The organism is Corynebacterium tuberculostearicum SK141 (genome assembly GCF_000175635.1).
Classification (GTDB): domain Bacteria; phylum Actinomycetota; class Actinomycetes; order Mycobacteriales; family Mycobacteriaceae; genus Corynebacterium; species Corynebacterium tuberculostearicum_C.
This window is the reverse complement of record NZ_ACVP01000037.1, coordinates 36,551-61,850: the sequence shown is the minus strand read 5'-3', so window position 1 is coordinate 61,850 and position 25,300 is coordinate 36,551. Positions and strand designations below refer to the sequence as shown.

Annotated in this window: 25 protein-coding genes; 7 read left to right on the top strand and 18 right to left on the bottom strand. The window is 62.4% G+C overall.

The features are described 5' to 3' along the window. Positions 1–11: 11 nt before the first annotated feature. Positions 12–1,310 (top strand): C1 family peptidase, encoded by a 1,299-nt coding sequence (locus CORTU0001_RS10780; RefSeq protein ID WP_005329918.1) that lies wholly within the window; start codon positions 12–14, stop codon positions 1,308–1,310. Positions 1,311–1,323: 13 nt separating this feature from the next. Further along, a complete protein-coding gene (locus CORTU0001_RS10775; RefSeq protein WP_005329916.1) occupies positions 1,324–2,625 on the top strand; it encodes a C1 family peptidase in 1,302 nt (433 codons plus the stop codon). 12 nt (positions 2,626–2,637) lie between these two features. Here the strand turns inward: CORTU0001_RS10775 and CORTU0001_RS10770 are convergent, their stop codons facing one another. The 13 genes from CORTU0001_RS10770 to dacB are packed head-to-tail and all read right to left on the bottom strand — an operon-like array spanning position 2,638 to position 13,991. Then, on the bottom strand, positions 2,638–3,258 hold the full coding sequence (locus CORTU0001_RS10770) for a GNAT family N-acetyltransferase (RefSeq protein WP_005329915.1): 621 nt from the start codon (positions 3,256–3,258) through the stop codon (positions 2,638–2,640). Next, entirely contained in the window at positions 3,258–4,148 is an 891-nt protein-coding gene (locus tag CORTU0001_RS10765) for a pantoate--beta-alanine ligase (RefSeq protein WP_005329913.1), read from the bottom strand. Before CORTU0001_RS10765 ends, CORTU0001_RS10770 begins: the two co-directional genes overlap by 1 nt. Continuing rightward, a complete protein-coding gene (locus CORTU0001_RS10760) occupies positions 4,145–4,819 on the bottom strand; it encodes a Rossmann-fold NAD(P)-binding domain-containing protein (RefSeq protein ID WP_005329912.1) in 675 nt (224 codons plus the stop codon). The genes CORTU0001_RS10765 and CORTU0001_RS10760 overlap by 4 nt, the downstream gene beginning before the upstream one ends. Continuing rightward, the gene (locus CORTU0001_RS10755) at positions 4,820–5,857 is read right to left on the bottom strand and encodes a DUF6779 domain-containing protein (protein ID WP_034668822.1); all 1,038 of its coding nucleotides are present in this window, start codon (positions 5,855–5,857) and stop codon (positions 4,820–4,822) included. A 5-nt stretch (positions 5,858–5,862) separates the two neighbouring features. Next, positions 5,863–6,336 (bottom strand): DUF3180 domain-containing protein, encoded by a 474-nt coding sequence (locus tag CORTU0001_RS10750; protein ID WP_005329908.1) that lies wholly within the window; start codon positions 6,334–6,336, stop codon positions 5,863–5,865. Then, a complete protein-coding gene (gene folK, locus CORTU0001_RS10745; RefSeq protein ID WP_005329907.1) occupies positions 6,333–6,818 on the bottom strand; it encodes a 2-amino-4-hydroxy-6-hydroxymethyldihydropteridine diphosphokinase in 486 nt (161 codons plus the stop codon). Before folK ends, CORTU0001_RS10750 begins: the two co-directional genes overlap by 4 nt. Continuing rightward, positions 6,818–7,198, bottom strand: coding sequence for a dihydroneopterin aldolase (gene folB, locus CORTU0001_RS10740; RefSeq protein WP_005329905.1), 381 nt, complete (start codon positions 7,196–7,198; stop codon positions 6,818–6,820). The genes folK and folB overlap by 1 nt, the downstream gene beginning before the upstream one ends. 3 nt (positions 7,199–7,201) lie before the next feature. Beyond that, positions 7,202–8,164: a dihydropteroate synthase gene (gene folP, locus CORTU0001_RS10735; RefSeq protein WP_005329903.1), complete on the bottom strand. Its 963-nt coding sequence runs from the start codon at positions 8,162–8,164 to the stop codon at positions 7,202–7,204. Between the two features lie 37 nt (positions 8,165–8,201). Beyond that, complete coding sequence (gene folE / locus CORTU0001_RS10730) at positions 8,202–8,795, bottom strand: GTP cyclohydrolase I FolE (RefSeq protein WP_005325658.1); 594 nt, start codon at positions 8,793–8,795, stop codon at positions 8,202–8,204. Continuing rightward, a complete protein-coding gene (ftsH, locus tag CORTU0001_RS10725) occupies positions 8,795–11,152 on the bottom strand; it encodes an ATP-dependent zinc metalloprotease FtsH (protein ID WP_005329901.1) in 2,358 nt (785 codons plus the stop codon). Before ftsH ends, folE begins: the two co-directional genes overlap by 1 nt. Positions 11,153–11,164: 12 nt before the next feature. Next, a complete protein-coding gene (hpt, locus tag CORTU0001_RS10720; RefSeq protein WP_005329899.1) occupies positions 11,165–11,752 on the bottom strand; it encodes a hypoxanthine phosphoribosyltransferase in 588 nt (195 codons plus the stop codon). Positions 11,753–11,764: 12 nt separating this feature from the next. Next, a complete protein-coding gene (gene tilS / locus CORTU0001_RS10715) occupies positions 11,765–12,715 on the bottom strand; it encodes a tRNA lysidine(34) synthetase TilS (protein ID WP_034668804.1) in 951 nt (316 codons plus the stop codon). Further along, positions 12,705–13,991, bottom strand: coding sequence for a D-alanyl-D-alanine carboxypeptidase/D-alanyl-D-alanine endopeptidase (gene dacB, locus CORTU0001_RS10710; RefSeq protein ID WP_034668802.1), 1,287 nt, complete (start codon positions 13,989–13,991; stop codon positions 12,705–12,707). Before dacB ends, tilS begins: the two co-directional genes overlap by 11 nt. 67 nt (positions 13,992–14,058) lie before the next feature. Here dacB and CORTU0001_RS10705 point away from each other — a divergent pair, with 67 nt between their 5' ends. The 5 genes from CORTU0001_RS10705 (at position 14,059) to CORTU0001_RS10685 (ending at position 20,381) form a co-directional block, all read left to right on the top strand. Then, the gene (locus CORTU0001_RS10705; protein WP_218840696.1) at positions 14,059–14,547 is read left to right on the top strand and encodes an inorganic diphosphatase; all 489 of its coding nucleotides are present in this window, start codon (positions 14,059–14,061) and stop codon (positions 14,545–14,547) included. Between the two features lie 242 nt (positions 14,548–14,789). Continuing rightward, a complete protein-coding gene (locus tag CORTU0001_RS10700) occupies positions 14,790–15,611 on the top strand; it encodes an endonuclease domain-containing protein (protein ID WP_005329893.1) in 822 nt (273 codons plus the stop codon). Between the two features lie 53 nt (positions 15,612–15,664). Further along, a complete protein-coding gene (locus CORTU0001_RS10695; RefSeq protein ID WP_005325643.1) occupies positions 15,665–15,961 on the top strand; it encodes a rhodanese-like domain-containing protein in 297 nt (98 codons plus the stop codon). Between the two features lie 37 nt (positions 15,962–15,998). Continuing rightward, positions 15,999–16,457, top strand: a complete 459-nt coding sequence (locus CORTU0001_RS10690) for a MarR family winged helix-turn-helix transcriptional regulator (protein WP_005325642.1) — start codon at positions 15,999–16,001, stop codon at positions 16,455–16,457. Continuing rightward, entirely contained in the window at positions 16,458–20,381 is a 3,924-nt protein-coding gene (locus CORTU0001_RS10685; protein WP_005329890.1) for a Pls/PosA family non-ribosomal peptide synthetase, read from the top strand. Between the two features lie 22 nt (positions 20,382–20,403). Here the strand turns inward: CORTU0001_RS10685 and CORTU0001_RS10680 are convergent, their stop codons facing one another. From CORTU0001_RS10680 to CORTU0001_RS11760, 5 genes are all read right to left on the bottom strand, one after another. Next, positions 20,404–22,050: a metallophosphoesterase family protein gene (locus CORTU0001_RS10680; RefSeq protein ID WP_005329888.1), complete on the bottom strand. Its 1,647-nt coding sequence runs from the start codon at positions 22,048–22,050 to the stop codon at positions 20,404–20,406. A gap of 105 nt (positions 22,051–22,155) precedes the next feature. Then, positions 22,156–23,304 carry an alpha/beta hydrolase gene (locus CORTU0001_RS10675; RefSeq protein WP_005329885.1) on the bottom strand — a complete coding sequence of 383 codons (1,149 nt, stop codon included), beginning with the start codon at positions 23,302–23,304 and terminating at the stop codon, positions 22,156–22,158. A gap of 276 nt (positions 23,305–23,580) precedes the next feature. After that, positions 23,581–24,480 carry a polyphosphate kinase 2 gene (gene ppk2 / locus CORTU0001_RS10670; RefSeq protein ID WP_005329883.1) on the bottom strand — a complete coding sequence of 300 codons (900 nt, stop codon included), beginning with the start codon at positions 24,478–24,480 and terminating at the stop codon, positions 23,581–23,583. 153 nt (positions 24,481–24,633) lie between these two features. Then, positions 24,634–24,768, bottom strand: a complete 135-nt coding sequence (locus CORTU0001_RS12025) for a hypothetical protein (RefSeq protein ID WP_005329882.1) — start codon at positions 24,766–24,768, stop codon at positions 24,634–24,636. 35 nt (positions 24,769–24,803) lie between these two features. Continuing rightward, a complete protein-coding gene (locus tag CORTU0001_RS11760) occupies positions 24,804–24,977 on the bottom strand; it encodes a hypothetical protein (RefSeq protein WP_005329879.1) in 174 nt (57 codons plus the stop codon). Positions 24,978–25,300 lie beyond the last annotated feature (323 nt).

Genomic DNA, 25,300 nt, shown 5'->3' with positions numbered 1-25,300 from the left:
AAACCGAAACTATGACTTTGCTCACCAACGAATACCTATCCCACTTGCGCGAGGAGGCCGCGGCCGATTCCCGGCTGCGCATCGCGCGCAACGCCATTACCAACGTCGGGGCGGCCAAGGCGGCCCTGGACCGCGACCGCATTACGGCCCTCTACCCCACCACCGAGGTCAAGCTGGATAGCTTGGGCGTATCGGACCAAAAGCGCTCAGGCCGCTGCTGGATGTTCGCGGCGCTGAACGTCTTCCGTCACCGCGCGGCCAAGGAACTCAATGTAGATAGCTTTGAGTTTTCCTTCACCTACCTGCAGTATTTTGACAAGCTAGAGCGCGCCAACCTGGTGCTCAACCAGCTGCTGGATAAAAAGGGCGCTGGCTGGGACGATCGCACCGTGGCCGCAGTACTCGATCACGCCAGCGCCGATGGCGGCTGGTGGTGCTTCTTTAGCAACCTCGTAGCCAAGTACGGTGCCGTGCCTGCCGAGGTCATGCCGGAGGTACGCTCGTCTGGAAATACCGCGGAGATGAACCGCGATCTTGCCACCGTGGTACGCCGCGCCGCCGCGCTAGATGGCCCGCGCGAGGACATCATCGCCCAGGCACGCACCGATTTCCACCGTATCCTCGCCATCCACCTAGGCACCCCGCCGGAGGAATTTACCTGGGCGTACCGCACCAAGGACGAGCAATTCGTGCGCCTGCACTCCACCCCGCAAGAGTTTGCGGATAAGTATCTGCCGAACTTGGACGAGTACGTGGTGTTGGCCGATGACCCCCGCTCCACCAACCCCAAGCATCGCGTATTCAGCAGCGCCGAGGAGACCAATGTGTTGGGAGGCGCTCCGCAGGAGTACGTGAACGCAACCGTGGAAGAGCTCAAGGAGACCGCCAAGCGCAGCCTGGCGGCCGGCGAGCCGGTGTGGTTTAGCTGCGATGTCAACCGCCAGTTCTCCTTCCTCAACAGTGTATGGGACGAGGGATTGGTAGATACCGATGGCCTCTACGGCATCGATTCCTCCATGAGCAAGGAGGAGCGTTTTACCTCCGGCGAGACCGCGCCCACCCACGCGATGGTGCTCACCGGCGTCGACGGCGACCGCGCCTGGCGCGTGGAGAACTCCTGGGGCTCTAAGCCGCCACGCAAGGACGACGGCGAGGATGTGCCCGGCAAGGGCTTTGCCACGATGGCCGATGCCTGGTTTGACCAGAACGTCTTCCACATCGCCGTCCGCAAGGAGCACCTGAGCGACACGCTTGCCCAGGCCCTTGCCACCGAACCGATTGAGCTTCCCCTCTGGGACCGGATGAACTAAGGAGAATCGAGAAATGACAGAGATTAAACCGAACGAGGTTCATGCCGCCACCGCCGAGCTCACCAGCGATGCCACGCTGCGCCTGGTACGCAATGGGGTGGCCCAGGAGGGCGTCGACAAGCTCAGCCTCGACCGTGAGCAATTGCGCCATCTCACACCGGTAACCAGCCATAAGCTAGATTCTTGGGGCGTGGCCGACCAGAAGGCTTCCGGCCGCTGCTGGATTTTTGCCGGCCTTAATTCCCTGCGCGGCGGGCTCATGGACAAAGCCAAGCTCAAGGATTTTGAGCTCTCGCAGACCTATATTTACTTCTTTGACAAGCTGGAGAAGGCCAATTGGTTCCTTACCGCCATGGCTGAGCTCAAGGACCGCGAGATTACGGACCGCACGGTGACCAAGCTCATGGATGATCCCATCGATGACGGCGGCCAGTGGTCCATGTTCGTCGCCCTGGTGGAAAAGTACGGCGTGGTGCCGCAGTACGCCATGCCGGAGACCGCCTCTTCCGAGGCCACGGCGATGCTTAACCGCAATCTGCAGACCGTGCTGCGCCGCGCCGCCCACCGCATCCGCAGCGGCGAAGAGGGCGCGCATGAGCAGGCGCTTGCCGACGTCTACCGTATCCTCACCGCCAACCTTGGCCTGCCGCCCGAGGACTTTGTGTGGCAGTACCGCGATAAGGACGATGAGTTCCACCGCGCGGGCACCTATACCCCGCAGGAGTTTGCCGAGGAATACCTGCCGGCGGACCTAAGCGAGTACGTCTGCGTGGTCAACGACCCGCGCAATGCCTACGGCGAGCTCTACACCGTGGAGTACCTGGGCAACGTGGCCGGAAAGCGCGTGACCTACTTGAACGCGCCAGTGGAGGTGCTGCGCGATGCCGCGCGTGCCTCCATCGAAGACGGCCAGCCCGTCTGGTTCGGCTGCCATACCGACCAGCAATCCGATGATGAACACGGCGTGTGGGCCAAGCACCTGCACGAATATGAGGCCTTCTACGGCGTGGAGATGGATCTGGACAAGGCGCAGCGTTTGCGCCTGCACGAGTCCCTCATGACCCACGCGATGGTCTTTACCGGCGCCGATATCGCAGACGACGGCACCGTCAATCGCTGGCGCGTGGAGAATTCCTGGGGCCCGAAGAAGGCCGATAAGGGCTTTTGGACCATGGCCGATGACTGGTTCGACGAGTTCGTCTTCGAAATCGCCGTGCACCCCTCCCGCCTGCCGGAGCAATACCAAGCGGCGTTGCAGTCCGAGTCCGTCACCACCCTGCCGGCCTGGGATCCGATGGGCGCGTTGGCGCGCTAAGCCTGCGCAGCGCTAAGCCTGCGGCGCCCCAAGGCGGCGCACATAGAGCATGCACTCCAAGTCGCGGTCCTCGTTGACCGCGATGGTGCGCTCGCCCACTTGCGTGAAACCACGGCTGTCATAGAACTGATAAGTGCAGCCGTCATCGGTAAACAAGTAGACATTCTTTCCCTCGTGACGGGCTTCGAAGGCCTCGAGCAGCGCCGTGCCCACGCCGCTCACGCCGGAATTGGGATCCGCGACGAGGAAGCCGATTTCGCCATCAATGGGGTGCTTACCCAAGTACTTGAGCAGCATGTCCTGATTGGCGGCATCGTAATCGTCGCGGTGCCCGCCCGGGCGCAGGTTATTAAAGATTTCCACCGCGTGAACAAACGCCTTGCGCCACCACGGATATGGCAGCGCGGGCTTGCCTTTCATGGAGGCCAACAGCACGCCGAGGAATCGGTCGCCATCGTAAGCCGCCAAGATATCGGTGGCCTTGGCGCGCTCTAAATCCCAAAAGTAGCGGCCATAGGCGCGCTCGAAGCGCGGGTTCTTCACAAACCAGTGCAGGTGCATGCCCTCAATGGCAAAAGAAATAGCCTTGGGCTCATCGCGCGGGTCAAGGTCGCGGATCTGGATATCGGTCATTAGTCCTCCGATGGCTGCTGGGAAGCGGTACCCTGCGCGCGCTGTTGCTCGCGCTCGAGCTCGGCCTTGGCTTCGTGTTCTTCAATATTATTAAACCCGATGCCCAGCGGCAGCCCGACATTATCGATGAGCCGGACGCCGCCGATTGTCGCGGCGACGAGCAAGCGGGCATCGCCCTCCTCGGGAGGCGTGCCGAGGTCGCGGCCGCGCACCTCGAGGTAGTCCGGCTCAACGCCTGCTGCGCGCAAGACTTCCGCGGCAACCTCGCGGACCTTCTCCGCACCGGCTTCGGCGGCATGTGCGCCGGCGGTCAGCGCGGCGGATAGGGCCGCAGCCTGGTCGCGGGAGTCGGCCGGGACGTTGGTATTGCGCAAGCTCATCACCACGCCATCGGGCATGCGTACGGCGGGCACGCCCTGCACGCGGACACCCAGGTGGAAATCTTGAACCGCGTGGTGGATGGCGAGGAGGAGCTCGTAGTCCTTTTCACCAAGGAGGACGTCGGTAGGCGAAAGCGTCAGGATGAGCGCAAGGTACAGCGAGAGATCCTCGCTGAGGTCCGGCTCGAGGGCGGTCGCGGCGTCGGCCGGAGCCGCGGCGATCCGGCGGCCGTGTGGCCACAAGGTTTCTGTTGAGTAATTCCACACGATGTCCACGCCCTCGGCGCGCAGGAGCTCAAGATCTTCCTCGTGCGGGGACTGCAGGGCCACGACGGTAACCGCGCCGCGGATGTGCTTGGCCGCGCGCACCAACGCGATATGGCCAGCATGCACGCCATTGGTCAACGGCACGAAGGCCACCGGACGGCCAGTCTTGTGAAAAGCACTACCGACCATGCGGATGCGCTCAATGTCGTTGATGACGGTAGCGTTTCCCATCTCCAGGCTCATCGGCTCTCCTCTTGTAGGGCCCACATTTCTAGCTCCTCGCGGCCGTCTACCTCGCCTAGGCGGCGGGCAACCTCCACATAGCTGCGGCGCAGGCCGGGATCGGTGGCGCCGCGGTAGGCAGCAATGGCTTCTTGACTATCAAAGTCACTGCCTACCGGCGGCCATTCCTCCGTCGGGGCGAAAAATTCTGCTTCCCGTGCCGCAGGTACCTGTAGCCGGTGCAGCATGTCGGCATAGTAGACGCGTGCGGCAAAAGGGGCACGCTCGGCGTCCGATAATGCGAGAACATCGGCGTGAAACTCCCCGGCGATGAGTTCCACGATGGTTTCACCTAGCTCATCCAAGGTGGTTGCAGCCCACCGTCCAGAAACGATAGGGGCAAGCGCGGCTACCACACAGCCGCGAGTCTCCAGCGGATCCAAAACCTGTACGCCACGCGACAGGCAGGTGTGGACGGCAATAAGACCGCGGTGAACGTGGGGTTCCAGTAGTTCTACTGCAGCATCTAGGCGAGCATCGCCGACCGCAATGATAAGCGCCTCAAAGGAAGAAAGCTCCGCTGGATTGGAGATTTCAACAATCTCGTGGCCGGCACGCGCCATTTCTCCGGCTAGGTTGATACCAGCCGAGCTACGACCGAAGAGTGCTACCCGCATGCGTGGCGGGCGCATTTATTTATCCTTCTTTTTCTTCGCCTGGGCCAGCAGCTCGGCCACGGAGACCGCGCCCTCGCGCTTATCATCGCTGCGGCGGCGGCCGCGGGAATCGGGCTCATCGGCGGCCGCGCGGTGATGCGCGCGGCCCGCCTTCTGGCGCACCGGCTCGGACTTTTCTGGGGCTACGTGCTGGCCGGAGCCCGGGTACTCCGCACGCTCATCGCGCTGTGGTGCCGGCTGCTGCGGAATGTCCTGGGTTTCGTCATTGGCCGTGGTGGCAGCCTCTGGCTTGCGATGGCTACCGTGGTGCTCGCTGGCCGCGGACGTGCGGGTATTCTTCAGGGAATCATCGCCGCCGGTATCCCAGCGCACGGCCTGGAAACCACCAGTATTAAAGGTGGAGGCACCAGAAGCCTTGCCGGAGGTACGCTGCGCACGAGTCTTTTCGCTGATGATGTCATTAAGCGGATTAGCCTCGGCGTGCGCCGCGGATGGCTGGTTACCCAAGCGGCCAGCGATGGCATCGGCGGACGGGGCGCCAGAAGAGGACTGGGTGAAGTCCACATTGCCCTCCTCAGAGCCAGGGCGAGCAGCGGCCGCGGTTTGGGCCTCGAGCTGCATGATGCGGCGCGCCTCGGCGTGCAGAGCGGCCGGTTCATAGGTGAAGTTCTGGCCGGAAAGATCTTCAATCTGCTTGCGGATGGAAGCCAGCTCGGTGCGGATCTCATCCAGCAGTTCCTGATCCGGCAGCGGCTGGCCATCGGCTGTGCGGGCCTGCTTGAGCTCGGCGCGGTGAGCGCGCTCCTGCAGCTCCAGCTTGGTCACGGATTCCTCGGCCTGGCGGCGGTAGCGCATCACCAGGAAGAAGCCAAGCACGGCAGCCCACAAAGCGGCGATGAGCGCAATCTTAAGGGCTGCGGCAGAGCCGGAAATCAGCATGACGATGCTGGCTACAACGGCCAACACCACGAGGACGATGAGCCCGGTCTGGCCCAGATCCGGCTTGGTCGTCTTGGCGGGAGTTTTGCTAGAAGAAGAGCGCGGCTCAGTCATGCTCACTAATGTACCGCCTGTACCCCATCTGGTGGGGGCGGGGTCTCGCAGTGTCGCTCTAGCCGCAGGCCAGCAGCAGCCATCGCGAGGCCACCGAGCGCAGAGGCAATGACGCCCACGAGGTCATCGGAGGCCGCGGTGAGCGTACCCGCGTTGGGGATGACGTAGACGGCAATGCCGGCATAAATGCCACCCACGATGGAACCCGTCCATGCCGAGGCCTTTCCTACCAGCATGAACTGCGTGATGGTCATGGGGTTGAGCTGCGAATTATCCAGGCCAATGCCATGCTCGTCCTCGGTGGCTTGATCCACCTTCCAGGTCAGCGCCACACAGATGACGGCCATGAGCCACAGCGTGGCGGAGACCGTTACCGGGATTTGCAGCATGGAGCCATAAAAGCGCGTGGTGAGGATGGCCGCTGCGGCGGCAAAGAAGACCCCGGTGCCGATGAGGGCACCCAGCGAGGTCCGTGTCATAGCTCCTCCATCATGCCCAGCCGGCGAATCTCGGCGCGCTCTTTCGGGTCGAGTGCTGCTACCCGCTTGGCGACGCCCTCCCCACTCAACCTAGCACCAGCATCGGCCGCCAACCACGGAATCAGCACGAAGGCACGCTCGTGGCCATAAGGATGCGGGACGATAAGCTCCGGGTCCTCGGAGGTATAGCCCTCGATATCGATGATGTCCACATCCAGCGTGCGCGGTCCCCAGTGGCGCACGCGGACGCGCTCGGCGGCCTCTTCAAGTTTTTGCCCGCGGCGCAGGAGTTCCTTCGGAGTCTCGTCCACGTCCACGATGAGCACCGCGTTGAGGAATTCGTCTTGGTCCGTCACGCCCCATGGCGGGGTGGCATAGACGGGCGAGGCGGCAACGATCTCGCCGGCAAACTCGTCGAATACCGTGCGCAGAAGCTCCACGCGGTCATCCATATTGGAGCCGATGGACAGCACCGCACGCATTAGAGGGTCCTCGCGTGCTTGCGGGAGCGGCGGGCGACCACGGCGACGTCGGCAAAAGTGCGCGGAATCGGCGCTTGCGGCTTATGCAGGGTGACCTCCACGGCATGCAGGCCCTCGAAGGTGTCCATGATGGTATCGGCCACCTCGCTGGCGACGGTCTCAATGAGGTCGCGGGCGGGGCCTTCGATGATATTCGCGGCGACGTCGGCAAGCTCGGCGTAATTGATGGTCTTGGTCAGATCATCGGTGGCGGCGGCCTCTGCGAACTCGGACCAGCAGGTGATATCCACGATGAAAGGCTGGCCCGTACGCTTTTCTTCCTCGAAGACGCCGTGGTAGCCGAAGCACTCCAGGCCGGTGAGCTCGATGCGGTCTGCCATGTTTTACTCCTTCGGGTTGCGCGGTAGGGCGGTGGATTTCATAGTGCCATTGCCATCGGCGCCATTGCTATAGCTGCCGCTAGCATTGGCCCCACCCTTGTAGCCATCGCCGGCGTTCCAAGCCGCGGCCACATCGACGGCGTCGCGGGAGACGGCGACCTCGTGCACGCGGACGCCCCACGCGCCCATCTGAGCGGAAATGGCGGTCACGGCCGCAGTCGCGGGATCGGCCAGCAGCGGGCTGGATTCCACGCCACGGTCTTCCCGGATGGCGGCGAGGAAACGCTTGCGCGAGGCTCCCACCAGCATGGGGAATTCGGCGTCGAGGAACTCCGGCAGGGCCTTGAGCAGCGCCCAGTTATCCTGTGGGGTCTTAGCAAAGCCCAGGCCCGGATCGAGCACGATATTATCGCGGCGCACGCCGGCCGCCAGCGCGTTATTCGCCAGGCGCTCGAGGGTCTCATGCACATCGCGCACCACATCGCCGCCGTGGTCGGCGCTACCGGCCGCAGAACCAAAGGCACCTTCCTGCAGCGTGCGCCAGTGCATCAAGCACACGGGCACGCCGGCCTCGGCCATCGCGCGATACATCTCCGGATCAGCCAGGCCACCGGAGACGTCATTAATCATGTCCACACCGGCCGCTGCCGCCGCGCGGGCCACCGAGGCGCGCATCGTATCCACGGAGGTGCGGATGCCCAGCTCGCTCAGCGCCTCAATGACGGGAACCACGCGGCGCTTTTCGACGTCCGCCTCCACCCGCACCGCACCCGGCCGGGTGGACTCACCACCGACGTCAATCATGTCCGCACCCTGCGCCACGAGTTCGCGGGCGTGGTTGATGGCGGCATCGACGTCCAACCACTTACCGCCATCGGAGAAGGAATCCTCCGTGACGTTGACGATGCCCATCACCAGCGTGCGGTTGGCGATGCTCAGATCCGATACCGAGGTTGCCTGCTGCATGGCGTGCTCCTTCTCGCTTTCGTGGTAACCGGGGGACTTAGCTGCGAATCAGGCTGAGTACCTCGGCGCGGGAGGCGGCATTATTTTTGAAGCCGCCGCGCACCGCGGAGGTGGTCGTCGTCGCACCCGGCTTGCGAATGCCACGCATGGCCATGCACAAGTGCTCGCACTCAATGACCACGATGACGGACTGCGCACCGAGAACCTCCACCAAGGCGTCCGCTACCTGCTGGGTGAGGCGCTCTTGGACCTGGGGGCGCTTGGCGTACATATCCGCCAGGCGGGCGAGTTTGCTCAAACCGGTGACGTGGCCGTCTTTGCCCGGGATGTAGCCGATATGCGCCACGCCGTAGAACGGCACCAAGTGGTGCTCGCAGGTGGAATAAATGGGGATATCGCGCACCAGAACCAATTCTTGGTGGTCCTCGGCGAAGGTCTTGTGCAGGACCTCGGTCGGGTCCTCGTGCAGTCCGGCGAAGACCTCGCGGTAGGCGCGGGCCACGCGGGCCGGGGTTTCGCGCAAGCCCTCGCGGTCAGGGTCCTCCCCTACCGCAAGGAGCAGCTCACGCACCGCTGCCTCCGCTCGGTCTTGGTCAAAGGCGGCGCGAGCGGGAATGTGATTATCAGGCATTAGTTATCTTCTTGCTTGTCGTCCTCGCGCGCATAGGGGTTCTTGCGGCGATCCTTCTCGTCCCAGCCAGGGGTAAACCACTGGCTGGTCTCAGCCTCAGCATCCGCGCCGGCATCCGGCTTGTGGTGCTTTCCGCCACCGGCAGCGGGGCGTGCGGCCGGACGGGCGGTTGGCTCGGAAGCCGGGGCAGACTGGGCGTCGCGGGACTGCTGGGTCGGCTGGGCCGACTGGGCCGACGAGGAGTTCGCGGATTCCTTCGCGGGACCGCTGCCCAGCTCGCGGGCAGTGTCCGGGTCGACGTAATCGCCGGCGTGCTGACCAAAGTTGAAGCCCACCTCACCCTTCGGTTCTTCGCCGGCGAGGCGGCGCTCACGGGCGGCCCGGGAGGCATCGAGAAGCGTCATGCGCTTAGGAAGCTCCTCGCCGCGCTCCTTCGCCAGCTCAACCGGGGTCTTCACTGGGGCGTAGCCAATCTGACGCGGGAAGCGATCGTCTTCACCTGGGAAGACGTCGAAGGCCTCGCGCGGCTCGATACCGTCGAAGATGCGCTCCAGGTCGGGGCGACGCAGGGTTTCCTTCTCCAGCAGGGCCTCGGCCAGCTTATCCAGGTAGTAACGGTTGTTGCGCAGGATGTCATAGGCCTGCTCGTGCGCGCGCTCGAGCAGGTAGCGCATCTGCTCATCAATCTTGGAAGCAACCTCATCGGAGTAATCGATGGAGCCGCCACCACCCATCTGGCTGAAGGGATCGCCCTGCTCCTTGCCGTACTTGACGGTGCCCAGGTCCGGGGAGAAGCCGTACTCGGTGAGCATGGAACGAGCGATCTTGGTGGCGTTTTCAATATCGGAAGACGCACCGGTGGTCGGCGCACCGAAGACCAGTTCCTCGGCCGCGCGGCCACCCATGGCAAAGACCAAACGAGAGAAGAGCTCGTCACGGGTGTACATGCCCTTGTCGTCTTCCTGGGAGGTCATGGCGTGGCCGCCGGTGCGGCCGCGGGCCAGGATGGTGACCTTGTACACGCGCTCAATATCCTTGAGTGCCCACGCGGAAAGCGTGTGTCCGCCCTCGTGGTAAGCGGTGACCTTCTTCTCGTGCTCGGAGATAATCTTGCCCTGGCGGCGCGGGCCGCCCACGACGCGGTCGGTCGCCTCTTCCAATGCGTCATAGGTAATGACGTTGCCGCCGATGCGGGCGGTCAGCAATGCGGCCTCGTTGAGCACGTTGGCCAGGTCCGCGCCGGACATGCCGGCGGTGCGCTTGGCCAGCTGCGCTACGTCAACCTCTTCTGCCAGCGGTTTATTCTTTGCATGCACGCGCAGGATCTGCTCGCGGCCGGCCAAGTCCGGGTTGGTGACCGGAATCTGGCGGTCGAAGCGGCCTGGGCGCAGCAGCGCCGGATCCAGGATATCCGGGCGGTTGGTGGCGGCGATGAGGATTACGCCCTCGCGGTCACCAAAGCCGTCCATTTCTACCAGCAGCTGGTTGAGGGTCTGCTCGCGCTCATCGTGGCCGCCGCCGGTACCGGAACCGCGCTGGCGGCCCACGGCGTCAATCTCGTCCACGAAGATGATGCAGGGGCTATTTTCCTTCGCCTGCTTGAACAGGTCGCGCACGCGGGAGGCACCCACGCCGACGAACATCTCCACAAAGTCAGAACCGGAGATGGAATAAAACGGCACGCCGGCCTCGCCAGCCACGGCGCGGGCAAGCAAGGTCTTACCGGTACCCGGAGGGCCATAAAGCAGCACGCCGCGCGGGATCTTGGCGCCTAGGTCGTGGTAGCGGGTGGGGTCATCCAGGAAGTCCTTGATCTCTTGCAGCTCGTCCACGGCCTCGTCCGCGCCGGCCACGTCCTCAAAGGTATTGGTCGGCATATCCTTGGTCAATTCCTTGGCCTTGGAACCGCCGATGCCAAACATGCCACCAGCGCCCTGCTGCATGCGGGACATGAGCCAGAAGAGCACGCCGAAGAGGATGATCATCGGCAGCAGCATGCTGAGCATGGAGCCCAAGAAGGATTCCTGCGTGACATTGGTCTGGTACTTTTCGGCACCGGAATCCTTGACGGCGTTAAAGACCTGCTCGGAGGCGCGGGCCGGGTACTTGGCCACGATCTCCTGCACGCCGTCGCGCTCGTCTACCGTGATTTCGTCCTTGAGCTTGATGCGCAGGCGCTGCTCGCGGTCATCGATTTCCACCTCATCGACGTTTTTGTCCTTGAGCTGGGTCAGCGCCACGGAGGTATCCGCTTGCACGTAGCCGCGGGCGTCGTTGCTAAAGAAGGTAAAAGCGTACAGCGCGATAAGGATGAGGGCCGCAATCCCGCCGTAGCGAAGAATCTTGTTGTTTTTCATTACTGCGCGATTTTAGTTGGTGGTATAGACATCAGGGTGGAGGGTGCCCACGTAAGGCAGATCGCGGTAGCGTTCCGCATAGTCCAGCCCGTAGCCGATGACGAATTCATTCGGGATATCAAAGCCGACATCCAGCAGATCAATATCGGCCTTGACTACCTCCGGCTTGCGCAGCAGGGTGACCACGTTCAGCGAGGCGGGGTTGCGGCCTTCCAGGTTGCGGATGAGCCACGACAGGGTGAGGCCGGAATCGATGATGTCTTCCACGATGAGCACGTTGCGCCCGGCAATATCGCGGTCCAAATCCTTCAAGATGCGCACCACGCCGGAAGAGGAGGTGGAGGTGCCGTAGGAGGATACGGCCATAAACTCCAGCTCGGAGGGGATGGATAGCTTGCGCGCAAAGTCCGTGAGGAAGAATGCGGCGCCCTTGAGCACGCAGACCAACAGCAGGTCGTGCTCAGAGTCGGCATACTTTTCTGAGACCATATCCGCGAGTTCTTGAACGCGGCTTTGCAGTTCCTCTTCTCCAATGAGGATTGCTTCTACATCGTCACCGTAGCGGTTTGCGGGAACGGCGAAGTCTTTCTTGTCGTGCACGTGTGCGCTCCTTTAATGACCAGACAATAGTGCCAGTTTGCCACCTATACGGGCTACTTCCAACCTCTGCCCCACCTGCCGCGCCGATCGCACGGCCACCGGGCCTTGCCCGCGCCAGTGGGTGCACAGCTTGCCGACGTCCCCCACTCCCCTCCTTGTTACCTCTACCCCCTCGCTGACCAGCCACGCCGCGATTGCCCGCCGGCGCCGTGGTTCCGCCATCGCCGCCAGCTCGGCGCAGTCGGTGGTGGGTGGGGTGCGCAGGGTGGCGTCGTCAAGCGCGGCGTCGCCTGCGGCTTGCGCCAGCGCTGGCACCGCGTCCCCGCCGATGATGCGGCTCAACTGCGGAATGACCTCGCGGCGCAGCGCCACGCGGCGGAAATTCGTGTCCTCGTTCTGCGGATCCCGCCACGCGGAAAGGCCCAACTCCGCGCAGGCGCCCTCCGTATCGGCCCGGCGCACGCCCAACAGCGGCCGCACCACACGGGCGCCTTCGACCTCGCTGCGCTCGCTCATGCCGGTCACCCGCCCGCGCAGCGCGCCGAGCAGCAGTGTTTCCGCCTGGTCATCGGCCGTATGCGCCACGGCAACCTCTAAACCTTCGTCCGCGCACGCGGCGGCCAGTGCCCGATACCGCGCCGCTCGCGCGGCCGCCTCCATCGACTCCGCCCCCGCCACAGCGCCCGTCTCAACGCTGAGCACCTGCGCCCGCGCGCCCAGCGTTCGCGCCTGTTCGGCCGCGCGCTCGGCCTGCGCCCTCGAGCCATCTTGCAACCCGTGGTCCACGCACAGCGCGAGCACCTCGTGCCCCTCCGCCACCAGCGCCGCCATGAGAGCCAGCGAATCCGCTCCTCCGGACAGCCCCACCGCCACTGCATGGTCAAGGCCAGCAGCGCGCACGCCGCGTCGACACGCTAGAAAGTGCGGCGAAACCCGCGGCCAAAAGGGCTTATTAGAACTCATGCAGTGCAGAAGCCAATGCGTCTTGAGCCTTGCGGGCGGACAAAATATCGCCGTCATTAACAATGAACGCAAAGGCATACACGCGCCCGGAATTGCCCTGCGCGGTGCCGGCCAAAGCCGAGACCCCAGTCAGCGTGCCCGTCTTAGCGCGCACATAGCCCTTGGCCGCGGAATCGCCGTAGCGCTCGTACAGCGTGCCATCGCCGCCGGCCACCGGCAGGTAGGACACCAGCGGGCGCAGGCGCGGATCCTTGACCGCGCCATTAATGAGCTGCGTCAGCAGACTGGCCGTGAGGCGATTGTCCACCGAGAGCCCGGAATTATCCTTTATGTCGACGCCCTCGACGTCGAAGCCCTCTTCCCGTAGGACATCCAGCGTGGCCTGCGTATCGCCTTCAAAGCTGGCTTCCTTGCCACGGGAAACCGCCAGCTCACGCGCAATGGCCTCGGCCATGACGTTATCGGAATGGCGCACCATTTCTCGGGCGCGGTCCGCTAGCGGCGGCGAATCCACGCTCGCCACTTCCTGCGCGTTCTCCGCCACAGAGCCCATGCCTACCTTGCCCGCGCCGAGGCGATCGCCTAGCTGCTTAGCCACATCCAAAGCCGGCTCATGACTCCTCGGCACGTCCCCCGTCGTCGCGCCCAGGCGACCACCGTAGAGCATGGCCGGTTCCATTGGCGCGACGAAGCCGCCGTCCACGTTTTCCGGATCCCACCCCGGGGCCTGCGCCTCGCCGGACCACGCGGAGGTATCGATGTAAACGCCATCGACCTGCTCGACGTTCTTCGAAATCTGCTCGGCCAAATCATCGAGCTGCTCATGCGTCATCCACACATCGCCCGCGGCCTTGATGACCACGTTCTTTTCGTTCGACCCACGGTAGACCTTGGTGGTGATTTTCTCATTCTCATCCAGCGCCAACGTGGCCGCCGCAGTGGTGAGGACCTTCGTGGACGAGGCCGGGGTGAGCCGCTTATCCGCGTCGCGCTGCCACACCACGTCACCGGTTTCAGTATCGATCACCTCGCCGCCAAAAGTGGCAAGGTCTTTATTCTTAGCGAGCTCATCCAGCTTCGCGCTCAGCGCATCCAGATCTGCCTCGCCCGGCTGTGCTGCGCTCAACGGCTCCTCAGGAGCCTCGACCGCCTGCGCCTCCCCGTGCGAGAGATCGCCATATTCGCGCTGGAGGGTAACGCCCAGCGCAGCCGTACCTCCGACCGCTGCCGCTACCACGAGCGCGGTCGCTGACCACCAAACATGCTTTGCTTTCATTGCCTTTAACCCTAGCGCGAATCCGCAACGCGCTAGACTATGGGCAGTAATTGATACCCAATCCCCCATGGAGGACATCGCTGTGAGCGTTGAAGTAACCATTGAAATCCCGAAGGGCTCCCGCAACAAGTACGAGGTTGACCACGAGTCCGGCAAGGTCTACCTCGACCGTTACCTGTTCACCCCGATGGCTTACCCGGCTGACTACGGCTTCATCGACCACACCCTGGGCGAGGACGGCGACCCGCTCGACGCACTGGTCATCCTGCCGGAGCCAGTCTTCCCGGGCGTTGTTGTTGAGGCCCGCATCGTCGGCGTCTTCAAGATGACCGACGAGGCCGGCGGCGACGACAAGCTGCTCGCCGTCATCGATGACCCGCGCTGGGAGCGCTACCAGGACATCAACGATGTGGAGCAGCACATCAAGGACGAAATCGAGCACTTCTTCGTCCACTACAAGGACCTGGAGCCGAACAAGGAAGTTACCGGCTCCGGCTGGGGCGACAAGGCCGAGGCAGAGAAGATCCTCGACGAGGCTAAGGCTCGCTTCAAGTAAGCGCTTCTGAGCGCGGGCCCCTTCGGCCCCCTCCCGGGCGTTTCGATCAAATAGCACCGCGAAAGCGGCGGTTTTCAAGACCGTATTTGATCGAAACGCCCCTTTTTCGCCCTTCTTCGCATCCGCAAGCCCCTCCCCGCGACACCATCCCGTCCCCGCAGTACAATTCGATCACATAGCAGGCCGAAACCACCGGCCTCGGGGGACCTAATTGATCGAAATGAACGCCTAGGGGTGGGCGCATGAGAATCTTCACCACGCGCAGGGCCGCGCACCGCGCTATCAACAACCAAGCCGTGAAAATCTGCCACGGCCTCTATACCGAAGGAAAGCCCTCGCCGCGCGAACTCGCGGAAATCGTCTCCCATCGCTGGCCCGATTCGGCGCTCGACGGCTACTCGTGTGCCCACCACTACCTCGGCCACGCTTTAAGTTTCCCACTCCATTTCCTGCGCGCGGGAATGATGGCCTCCAGCCCGTACTTCCGCAGCCGCCGCGCCCGGCCGAAGGCGCTTGGCCAGCTCAATGGCATTAACGTGTGCAATCCGCTGCAGGCCACAGAAATCATGGCGGAGGAAGACGCCGTCGCCTTCCTCGAGGCCTGCTTTGCCGGCCAGTACGGCGCTTCCCAGATGGAGGGCCACATGCTTGATTTTCAGCGCTTCCCGCAGCACACCCGGCGCGTGCTGGAAAACACCATCCTCGGCGCTGATAGCGTCCCCGAGCGCAACCTCACCCGCGCGCTTCGGCCCCATGTCACCGTGCACAACAACAGATACATTGGCCCTTACCGCTGGGATTTACTCTTGGAGGAGCACAAGCTGGCCATCGAGGTCGACGGCTACGCCTACCACCAGGGCGAGAACCGGCAGCGGTTCGAAATTGACCGCCAAAAGCTTAACGACGCCGTCCACAGAGGCTACAAACCCCTCCACTTCACCGCCGCCACACTCGAGCACCACCTCGACATGGCCGTTGGCCAAGTCCTCGCGATAGTCCACGGAAAAGGCGACCTTGTACAGCCACCGTGGCAGTGGCACCACTACTGGCGGTTCCAGCGCTAGCACTGGGGCACGCGGAGCAGCATAAGGACCTATGCGTGACTAGGGTATGGGGCATGAAAAACGTTCAACCAACCGAAGTACCAGAAGGCGCTCAGCTCATTGATGTCCGCGAGAATGATGAGTGGGCGGTGGAGCGCGCGAAGGGCGCAACCCATATCCCGATGAGTGAGATTACGGGTCGCATCCAGGAAATCGATCCAGACAAGGACATCTACGTCATCTGCCACGCAGGCGGCCGCAGCATGCAGGTCTGCCAGTATCTGGAGCATGCGCTGGGCTGGGACACCATTAACGTCGATGGCGGCACGGATAAGTGGAAGGCTGCCGGGCTTCCCATCGAAACGGATTAATTGGCCTTAACCAATCTTTTGGGATTATTATGATGGTATGGCTTCCACGAATAATTCTGTAATCCCAACTGCCCTGCTCGAATCCCCGTCGTTCCAGCTGGAGCGCCTCCGCCGCCGCACCCGCGATGGCGTCGAGGCCGCCCTGCAAACCAAGCAGACGACGCTGCGCGAGTACTGGGTCCTTACCTGCCTGGTAGACGCGGATGCCGCGTCGCAGTCCTACCTCTCCGAGACCCTGGCCATTGATGCTTCTGACATGGTGCGTCTTATCGACGCCCTCGAGGACCGCGGCTGGGCCAAGCGCGAGCGCGATCCGAAGGATCGCCGCCGCCAGATTGTCGCGTCCACCAAGAAGGGCGCGAAGGTCCACAAGGACCTGGCGGAGCTTGTTGCCACTGCCGAGGACGAGGCCTTGGATGAGTCCACCAATAAGCAGCTCAAGCACCTGCGAAAGTTGGCCAAGTCCATCATTGCCGCGGACGAGGACGAGGCATAAATGGCGGGCCCCGAATCGCTCGTCCCGCAGCAGTACCTTCTAGGTAGCGCGGCGCCGCGGCCCCGCACGCTGTGGGACATCATCACCACTACCGCGGAGATGCACCCAGACGCCGCCGCGCTGGACGACGGCGAAATCATCACCTACTCCGAGCTCATCCACGAGGTCGAGCTGTGGGCCACCGAGCTGCACGCCAATGGCGTGCGCCGGGGCGATCGCATCGGCATTCGGATGACCTCCGGCAAGCGCGAGCTCTACCTCGCCATTTTGGCGACCCTGGCGGCGGGCGCGGCCTACGTGCCTGTCGACGCCGATGACCCAGACGAGCGCGCCGAGATGGTCTTCGGCGAGGCCGATATCGATGGCGTCTTTACTGATGAAGGCTTCCGCTTCCTGCGCGATTCCGCGCGCCCGGACGCCCCCGTCAGGTCCGCCGAGGAGCCGACCGAGAACCCCAATGCCCCGCGCCCAGAAGACACCGCGTGGATTATTTTCACCTCCGGTTCTACCGGCAAGCCGAAGGGCGTGGCCGTAAGCCACCGCTCCGCGGCTGCTTTCGTGGATGCCGAGGCCAGCCTCTTTTTGGTCAATCACCCGCACGGGCCGCTCGGCCCGGAGGATCGTGTGCTCGCCGGGCTGTCCGTCGCCTTCGATGCCTCCTGTGAGGAAATGTGGCTGGCCTGGGGCCACGGTGGCTGCTTGGTCCCGGCGCCGCGATCTCTGGTGCGCTCCGGCATGGACTTGGGCCCGTGGCTCATCCGCCGCGATATCACCGTCGTGTCTACCGTGCCTACCTTGGCGGGCCTGTGGCCGGCTGAGGCGCTGGATAATATCCGCCTGCTCATCGTCGGCGGCGAGGCCTGCTCGCAGGAGTTGGTGGACCGCCTGGCCACCGAGGACCGCGAGATGTGGAATACCTACGGCCCCACCGAGGCCACCGTCGTCGCCTGTGCGCAGCAGATGCTGCCAGGCCGGCCGGTGTCCATTGGCTTGCCGTTGAATGGGTGGGACCTGGTGGTCGTCGACAAGCAGGGCATGCCTGTGGAATTAGGCGGCGTCGGCGAGCTGGTGATCGGCGGCGTGGGACTGGCGTCCTACCTGGATCCGGCTAAGGACGCGGAGAAGTACGCCCCGCTGGAGTCGATGGGCTGGCAGCGTGCGTATCGCACCGGTGACCACGTGCGCCTGGAGGAGGACGGGCTGTACTTCGTCGGCCGCGTGGATGACCAGGTGAAAATTGGCGGGCGCCGCATCGAGCTCGGCGAGGTCGAAGCCAATGTTGCGGCCTTGGATAATGTCTATAACTCGGCCGTGGCCGTGCAAAAGACCCCGGGCGGCGAGTCCGTCCTAGTGGGCTATGTCTCCCTCGAGGATGAGGCCAAGGGCTTCGATCACGAGGCCGCGCACGCCCGCCTGGCCGAAACCATGCCGGCCGCACTCGTCCCGCGCATCTGCGTGATGGAGGAGCTGCCGGTGCGTACCTCCGGCAAGGTAGATAAGAAAGCCCTACCGTGGCCGCTGCCGGGAGTGGGCGTGGAATCGACCACGCTGACCGAGACCGAGAAGTGGCTCGCGGAGCTGTGGGTAGAAACCCTCGGCGTGTCCGTGGAAGACGAAAACGCCGACTTTTTCTCGCTCGGTGGCACCTCGCTGGCGGCCGCGACCCTCGTGGGCCATATCAGGGAGCGCTACCCCACCGTGGCCGTGCGCGACCTCTACGATCACCCGCGCTTGGGCTCGCTGGCCGAGCTCATCGCCGGCGCCGAACCGCGCCCCGCGGCTGCCGATGTCCCCATGCGCGAGGTCACCAAGGTCAGCTTCGGCACCCGCCTCGCCCAGACACTGATTCAGATCCCCGTCATGACGCTGGCCGCCTCCAGCTGGCTGGCCTGGCTCATGCTGGGTTCCACCGTGGCGGCATCGCTGGGCTTTGAGTGGGCCGCGGCCTATCCGTGGTGGCTGGTCATTGCCATGCTCATCGTCTTTGTCACCCCAGTTGGCCGCATCCCCATTGGCGGCTACGGCGCGCGTCTTATTACGGCCGGCATTAAGCCGGGCGATTACCCGCGCGGCGGTTCGACGCACCTGCGCATCTGGGCGGCCGAGCGCTGGGCTAATACCTCCGGCGCGAGCTCGCTGGCCGGTGCTACGCGCGTAAATAACTACGCCCGCGCACTTGGCGTCAAGGTCAAGCGCGGCGTGGACCTGCACTCCCTGCCGCCGGTGACCGGCCTGCTCACTTTGGGCAAGCACGCCGCCATCGAGCCCGAAGTGGACCTCTCCGGTTATTGGCTGGACGGCGATATCCTGCATGTGGGTGCCATCGACGTCAAGGAAGGCGCTCGCGTGGGCGCACGCTCCACGCTGCTGCCTGGCACCGTGGTGGGCAAGTATGCCCACGTGGAAGCCGGTTCCACCGTTACCGGCCGCAAGAAGATCAAGGACGGCCAGCGCTGGTCCGGCTCGCCTGCCCAGAAGGTGGGTCGCTCCAAGCACCGCTTCCCGTCCCATACGCCGAAGCGCCGGCCGTGGTGGGTGGCTATTTATGACGCCACCTCCGTCCTGCTGGCCATCCAGCCGGTTGTAGCGCTGGCGGTAGGCGCGGCCATCGTCTTGGCCCTCGTGCATTCCACGGGCGGCGATAGCTTCGTCGGTGCGGTCTTCTTCGCGCCCGTCGGCGCGCTGGCGGCCTTTGCCACCTATATGCTGCAGACTTGGCTGGGCGTGCGCATCCTCTCGCTGGGCATTAGCCCGGGCGTAGCACCCGTGCGCTCGGCCAAGGGCTGGCGCCTGTGGGCCATCGAGCGCCTCATGGATGAGGCCCGCACCAAGCTCTTCCCGCTCTATGCCTCGCAGCTGACCCCAGCATGGCTGCGCTCGCTCGGCGCAGAGATTGGCGCCAACGTGGAAATCTCCACCGCGGTCATGATCCCCAAGCTCACCGAGGTCAAAGAAGGTGCCTTCCTTGCCGATGACACCATGATCGGCGGCTACGAGCTCGGCGGCGGCTGGATGCGCACCGGCGAGACCAAGGTGGGCAAGCGCTCCTTCGTGGGCAACTCCGGCATTACCGCACCCGGCCGCAAGCTCTCGAAGAACTCGCTGGTTGCCGTGCTTTCTTCTACCCCGAAGAAGACAAAGGCCGGCGCCAACTGGTGGGGTGCGCCGCCAGAGCGTATGCGCCGCGTGACCGTAGAGGTGGACTCCCCCGCCAACTCGGGCGAGGCGCTGACCTATAACCCGGGCTTTGCCGTCAAGGCTGCCCGCGGCGTGGTGGAAACCATGCGCCTTTTGGCACCGATGTTTTCTGCCATGCTGCTCGCGGCAACCCTCAGCGTCTACGACTCGCTTCTCGACGCCCTCGGCTTCCCCCTCACCTGGCTCCTTTCCGGCCTCGTACTCATGGGCATGGGTGCGGTGGCCATGGCCGTCACCGTCGCGGTGAAGTGGATCTGTGTGGGCAAGCACCGCGCGGCCGACCACCCATTGTGGTCCGCTTTTGTCTGGCTCAACGAGCTGCAGGATACCTTCGTGGAGGTCGTCGCCGCGCCGTGGTTCTTCCAGCACACCTACGGCTCCGGCGAGATAAACCTGGGGCTGCGCGCCCTCGGCGTGGAAATCGGCCGTGGTGCGTGGATCGATTCCTACTGGTTCCCGGAAACGGACCTCATCCGCGTCGGTGAGGCCGCCACCGTGGGCCCTGGCACCGTGGTGCAGACCCACCTCTTCCAGGACCGCGTGATGAGCCTAGACACCGTCACCATCCAGGACGGCTCCACGCTGGCCGCCCACTCGGTGGCGCTGCCGGCCTCGCTCATCGGCACGGCCTCCACCGTAGGCCCCGGCTCGCTGGTCATGCGCGGTGACCGCGTGCCCACCAACGCCGTATGGCAGGGCAACCCCATCGAGCCGTGGAAGCGATAGGCCACCGGCAGTAACCTGCGCCCTACCGCGCGAAGTCCTGGTATTTAATCATCTCGCCGGACTTGAAGTCCCAGGCCTCCACCCGGACGCGGTCTGCAAAGACCTTGACCCGCAGTCCGGTGGAGGCCTCTTCCTTTTCTTTGACGATTGTCTCGTCATTATCGCCATCCGGCAGGTACTCATTGAGGATGGCGCCGGTGTTGACCACCGGGAAACCGGTGCGGCCGGCCTCGCCGGTGCCGTCGTAGCGGCGGGTTCCCCACCAGTTATTTTGGTGCAGCGAGGAGTGGCTGTGGCTGCTAAACCACACGATGTTGTTGTACTTGTTGACCACATTGGAAAGCGCCTCGAGGTCCTCAAAGTCATTCTGGTACCACGCCGAATGAGACATCGAAACCGTCTGCGGCAGCAACGGATGGCTAAAGACCAGTGCCGGTGTGCCCTTAGCATCCCAATACGCTAGGCGCTCATCTAGCCAGTCGAGCTGCTCCTTGCTAAGGCGCTGGAACGGCTCCTTGCCGTGGCGCAGAATATCGGAATAGAACTCGGTATTCACCGAAATCAGGGGCACCCCGTCCACCACCTCTTCCTTCCACGGCTTGTCTTGGCCGGAGTACTTCAGGAAGCGATCAAGGTAGGTCTTAGAGCCTTCCTTGCCATACATTTCGTGGTTGCCGATGGTCCACAATTCCTTGCCCGAATCGTGTGGCACCTCGCTGTGCGCGGCCAAGAAATCATCCCACTGCTGCTGCGAGCCATCGTCCACGAGGTCGCCGTTGAGCACCAGCGCCCCGGCCTTATCCTCCATACCGTTCAACTGGCGGATCGCGTCTTTGTAGTCTTGGGGGTCGCCCTGGACGTCGGAAAGCACGTCCACGGTAGCTTGCGGCGAGCCTTGAAGCTCACCGAGCGGCTTGACGACGCCCACGTTGTCCACCGCCCACCACCAGTCATCATTGCCGTTGTTGTAGCTGAAGCGGATCTGCATATTCTTCGCGCCGGCCGGCACGTCCACACCAATGGACTCGTGCTTGGAGAATACGTCCTTATCAAAGGCGGCGATTTCCTGGGCCTCCCCACCATCGAAGGAGACCGTCACCGTGGCATTTTGCCCGTCCTTGCCTTGGCGGTAATGGTGGTCGAATTCCACATTCACCCGCTCCTGCCCCGCCACCGGGATGGCCGGGCTCTTTAATCCCGCGGTCATGGAATCACCCTCGGCCAAGCGCTGCTGCTTGTTGTCGATGATGGCGAAAGTGTCATGCGCCTGGGTGAAATAGTGGCGCATATCGGTACCAGATGCCCAGGTCCAGTGGCGCATATCGCTAAAGGTCCAGCCCTTCCAGCGGGCCTCGCCCGAGTCCACGCCGTGCACGTCCGCGCTCCACCCCTCCGGCACGCGGTGGGTAAACCATGCCGGGGTATCTACCCCGTCGAAGCTTTCCTGCCACAGCACCCGCGACTCAGCGCCCTCCCCCGGCTGCTCATCGTTCCCCGCGGAGGAACCCTCGGACGAGCCCTGGGAAGACCCCCAGGAAGAGCCCAACGATGACCCCAAAGAAGAACCAAAGGAGGAACCAGGAAGTGAGGACTGGGCCGCCGCAATGGGCGCACCCACCATTCCTGTGAGGGCCAGGACAGAAGAGAAAGCACAGAGTTTATTTTTCATAATTCAATTTCTATCCGGCCTGGGCAACGAGGCGGTTACATATACGTAAACTCTTGGCAAGCACTGTATGCCTGCCAAGAGTTCGCGCTTTGAGCTCCACGCATTTTAGGCGTGGCGGTCGAGCCAGTCCACGACGGTATCGAGAGCTTGATCGGCAGCCGGCTCATTGAAGACCTCGTGCTTCTGGCCTTCCCAAGTCACATACTCCACGTCTTCAGAAGAGATGGAGTTGTACCAATCCTGGGAGAAGTACGGCGGCACGATGCCGTCCTTGGTGCCGTGCATGATGAGCGTCGGTGCGGTGAAGAGATCCGCATTGACGGCGTCATAGTTCGCGATTGCTGCCAACTGCAGGGCGGTACCGGCGCTGGTTTTCTGCGCGATAAGCGGGCTCGAGGCATACTCGTCCTTGACCGCCTGGCTGGTGGAGACCCCATCCGTGAATGGGTTAGACAGCTTGATATCCTTGCTCCACTCCGGCGATTGTGCGCCGATTTCGGTGCGGTGCGGAATGAGGTTCTGCGCGTAGTGCGCATTAAAGCTGGTGAGTTGGGCCAGCGGCAGGCGCTCAAAGATGGTGGGATCCAGCTTCTTCTGGGTCTCCGAAATATCATCCGGGGTGATATTCTTTCCGGCCACATTCTTGCCTGAAAGGTTCAGCGGCGCGCCGCCACCGTTGGTGATGATGCCATCGACCTTGCCCGGCTCGCGGATGCCATAGGCCTCCACGGTCAGCGCGCCCATCGAGTGGCCCAGCAGGAAGGTCTTTACTCCCTGGTTTTCCTCCTTGGCCAAGTCCACCACATGGTCAAAGTCATCCAGGATGTACTGGAAGTTATCGATGTGTCCCAGTGGCACGCTGCCGCCAGCGGACTTTCCATGCCCGCGGTGGTCTACACGGTAGACGTTGTAGCCCGCATCCAGCAGGCGCTTGGCGACGTAATCATATCGCCCCGAGTGTTCAGAAACACCGTGCGCAAGAACCACCGCACCGCGTGGGTTGGCCACCTTTTGCTTGCGGTAGTAGATCTTGACTCCCTCGCCGTGAGCACTGTCGAAGTAGCCTTCCTCATCGGATACCTGCTTTTCCGAGACAGTTGGGCGCCCCAATACATCTGGTTTCTGGTCTGCCGCGGGCGCAGGCGCCGGGGCTTCCTGGGCGATTGCCCCTGCCGTGAGCGTGCCAGACACCGCAACTGGTGCCGCCAGTACTGCTGTCGCCGTCAGGCAGGCGGTTACGTGCTTCTTCATCATCACTGTCTCCTCATGGTGCTGTAGGTCATATCCTTGCGTTAGATGAGATTGAGATAACAGTGATGCTAAGTATTCTAAGACGGAGACCACAAATAGTTTTCGACAATGTTACCTACGGTTCCGTAACATAACCGCACGGAAATACCCCTTTAAAATCCACAATTTCCCGCGAAACTATTCCTCCCCATTTACCCCCTTTTGGTACCCCGAAAACAAAAAGCGGGAAACCCGGACTTACCGAGTTTCCCGCCTAATGTGCGGCCAATTTAGCTCAACCTAGTCACCAATCTGGTCGCGACCACGCTTGACGATGTTCTCATCGACCTCGCCCACCAGCTCGTGATCCTTGTTCGTGTACTCGAACTTGGATAGCACATAGCGCATGGCGTTAATACGGGCGCGCTTTTTGTCGTTGGACTTAATGGTGATCCACGGCGACTCTTCCGTATCCGTGTAGCGGAACTGCTCTTCCTTCGCACGGGTGTAGTCATCCCACTTATCCAACGAAGCCAGGTCCATCGGGGATAGCTTCCACTGGCGCACCGGGTCGATCTGGCGGATAGCGAAGCGGGTGCGCTGTTCCTTACGGGTAACAGAGAACCACAACTTGGTCAGGGAGATACCCGAGCCCAGAATCATGTTCTCCAACATCGGAACCTCACGGAGGAACTCCGCGTGCTGGCTTTCGGTACAAAAGCCCATAACGCGCTCCACACCGGAACGGTTATACCAAGAGCGGTCAAAGAAGACGATCTCGCCACCGGCTGGGAAATGCTCGATATAGCGCTGGAAATACCATGAGGTGGATTCGCGCGGCGACGGCTTCTCCAGAGCCACAGTGCGAGCACCACGCGGATTCAGGTGTTCGTTAAAACGCTTAATGGTGCCGCCCTTGCCGGCCGCGTCGCGCCCCTCAAAGAGGATGATGTGGCGCTGGCCGGTTTCCTTGGTCCAGTTCTGCCACTTCAGCAGCTCAATCTGCAGCGCGCGCTTAACGGACTCGTACTCATCGCGAGTCATACGCTCATCGTAGGGGTAATTTTCACGCCAAGTCTGAACCGGGGAACCATCCGGCATGATTAGCGAAGGATCATCCTCATCGGTTCCATCGACGACGTAGCCGTCAGTTTTAGCCAGGTCGATCTCAGGAAGGTCGTCGTCTTTAATATCAGCCATGCATTTAGTGTAACCCGAATGTAGACATCAAGCGCGCCAAATTTCTGTAGTTACCCCTGCCTCCAAATGAACAACAAAACAAAAAGAAGGCCTACCGAAACGGTAGGCCTTCTTGCTTCAGCGAGCGTTAATGCTCAGGGCTGAAGGATGTTCTTATGCGAACATACCGATCAGCTTGGAAGCACCCGCAGCAACCTCGGTCAGCGGCTCAATGAGGGTGTAAGCAGCATTGAACAGGCCACCGAAGATGTCGAAAGCAAAGTTCAGGGTAGAGGAAAGATTCTCCATTTTAGTATCTCCTTAGAAAATTAGAACTGGTTGAATTAGTTGGAGCTGAGAGCCGGAAGAGCTGCGTCAGCTACCTCAAGGGAGGTCTTGAAAGAGTCGAAAGCATTAGCAATGCCGACCCAGTTGGACAGACCCTCGACAACCTTGTGCCAGCCTTCCCAGGTGTTAACGAAGTTGTCCAGGTGCATCTGGATGGTGGAGAGATCCATGTTTGAACTCCTAATATAGATCCGAAGCTATTTGCCGCGGAGGGGTTTGCAGTTTGCAGACACCCTCAGTGGGCGTCACAAGAAGTATTTTGGCACAAGTTCAATCTAAAGCAAGTCAATTTTGCATTGGTGTCTTCACATCTACCCAATTTGATAAGAAAAGAGCTATATCCTATAGGGGGTATTGGAAAATTTTCACCTCGCGGCACAATTGCCCTGAACTGCGATTTTCGTTTGCTAAATAGTCGATTGTGTTAAATAAAATTTAACACTGTAACGCTTCGGGGTGTAGCGAACGATAGTTATGCCCGTAAACCAGCCTT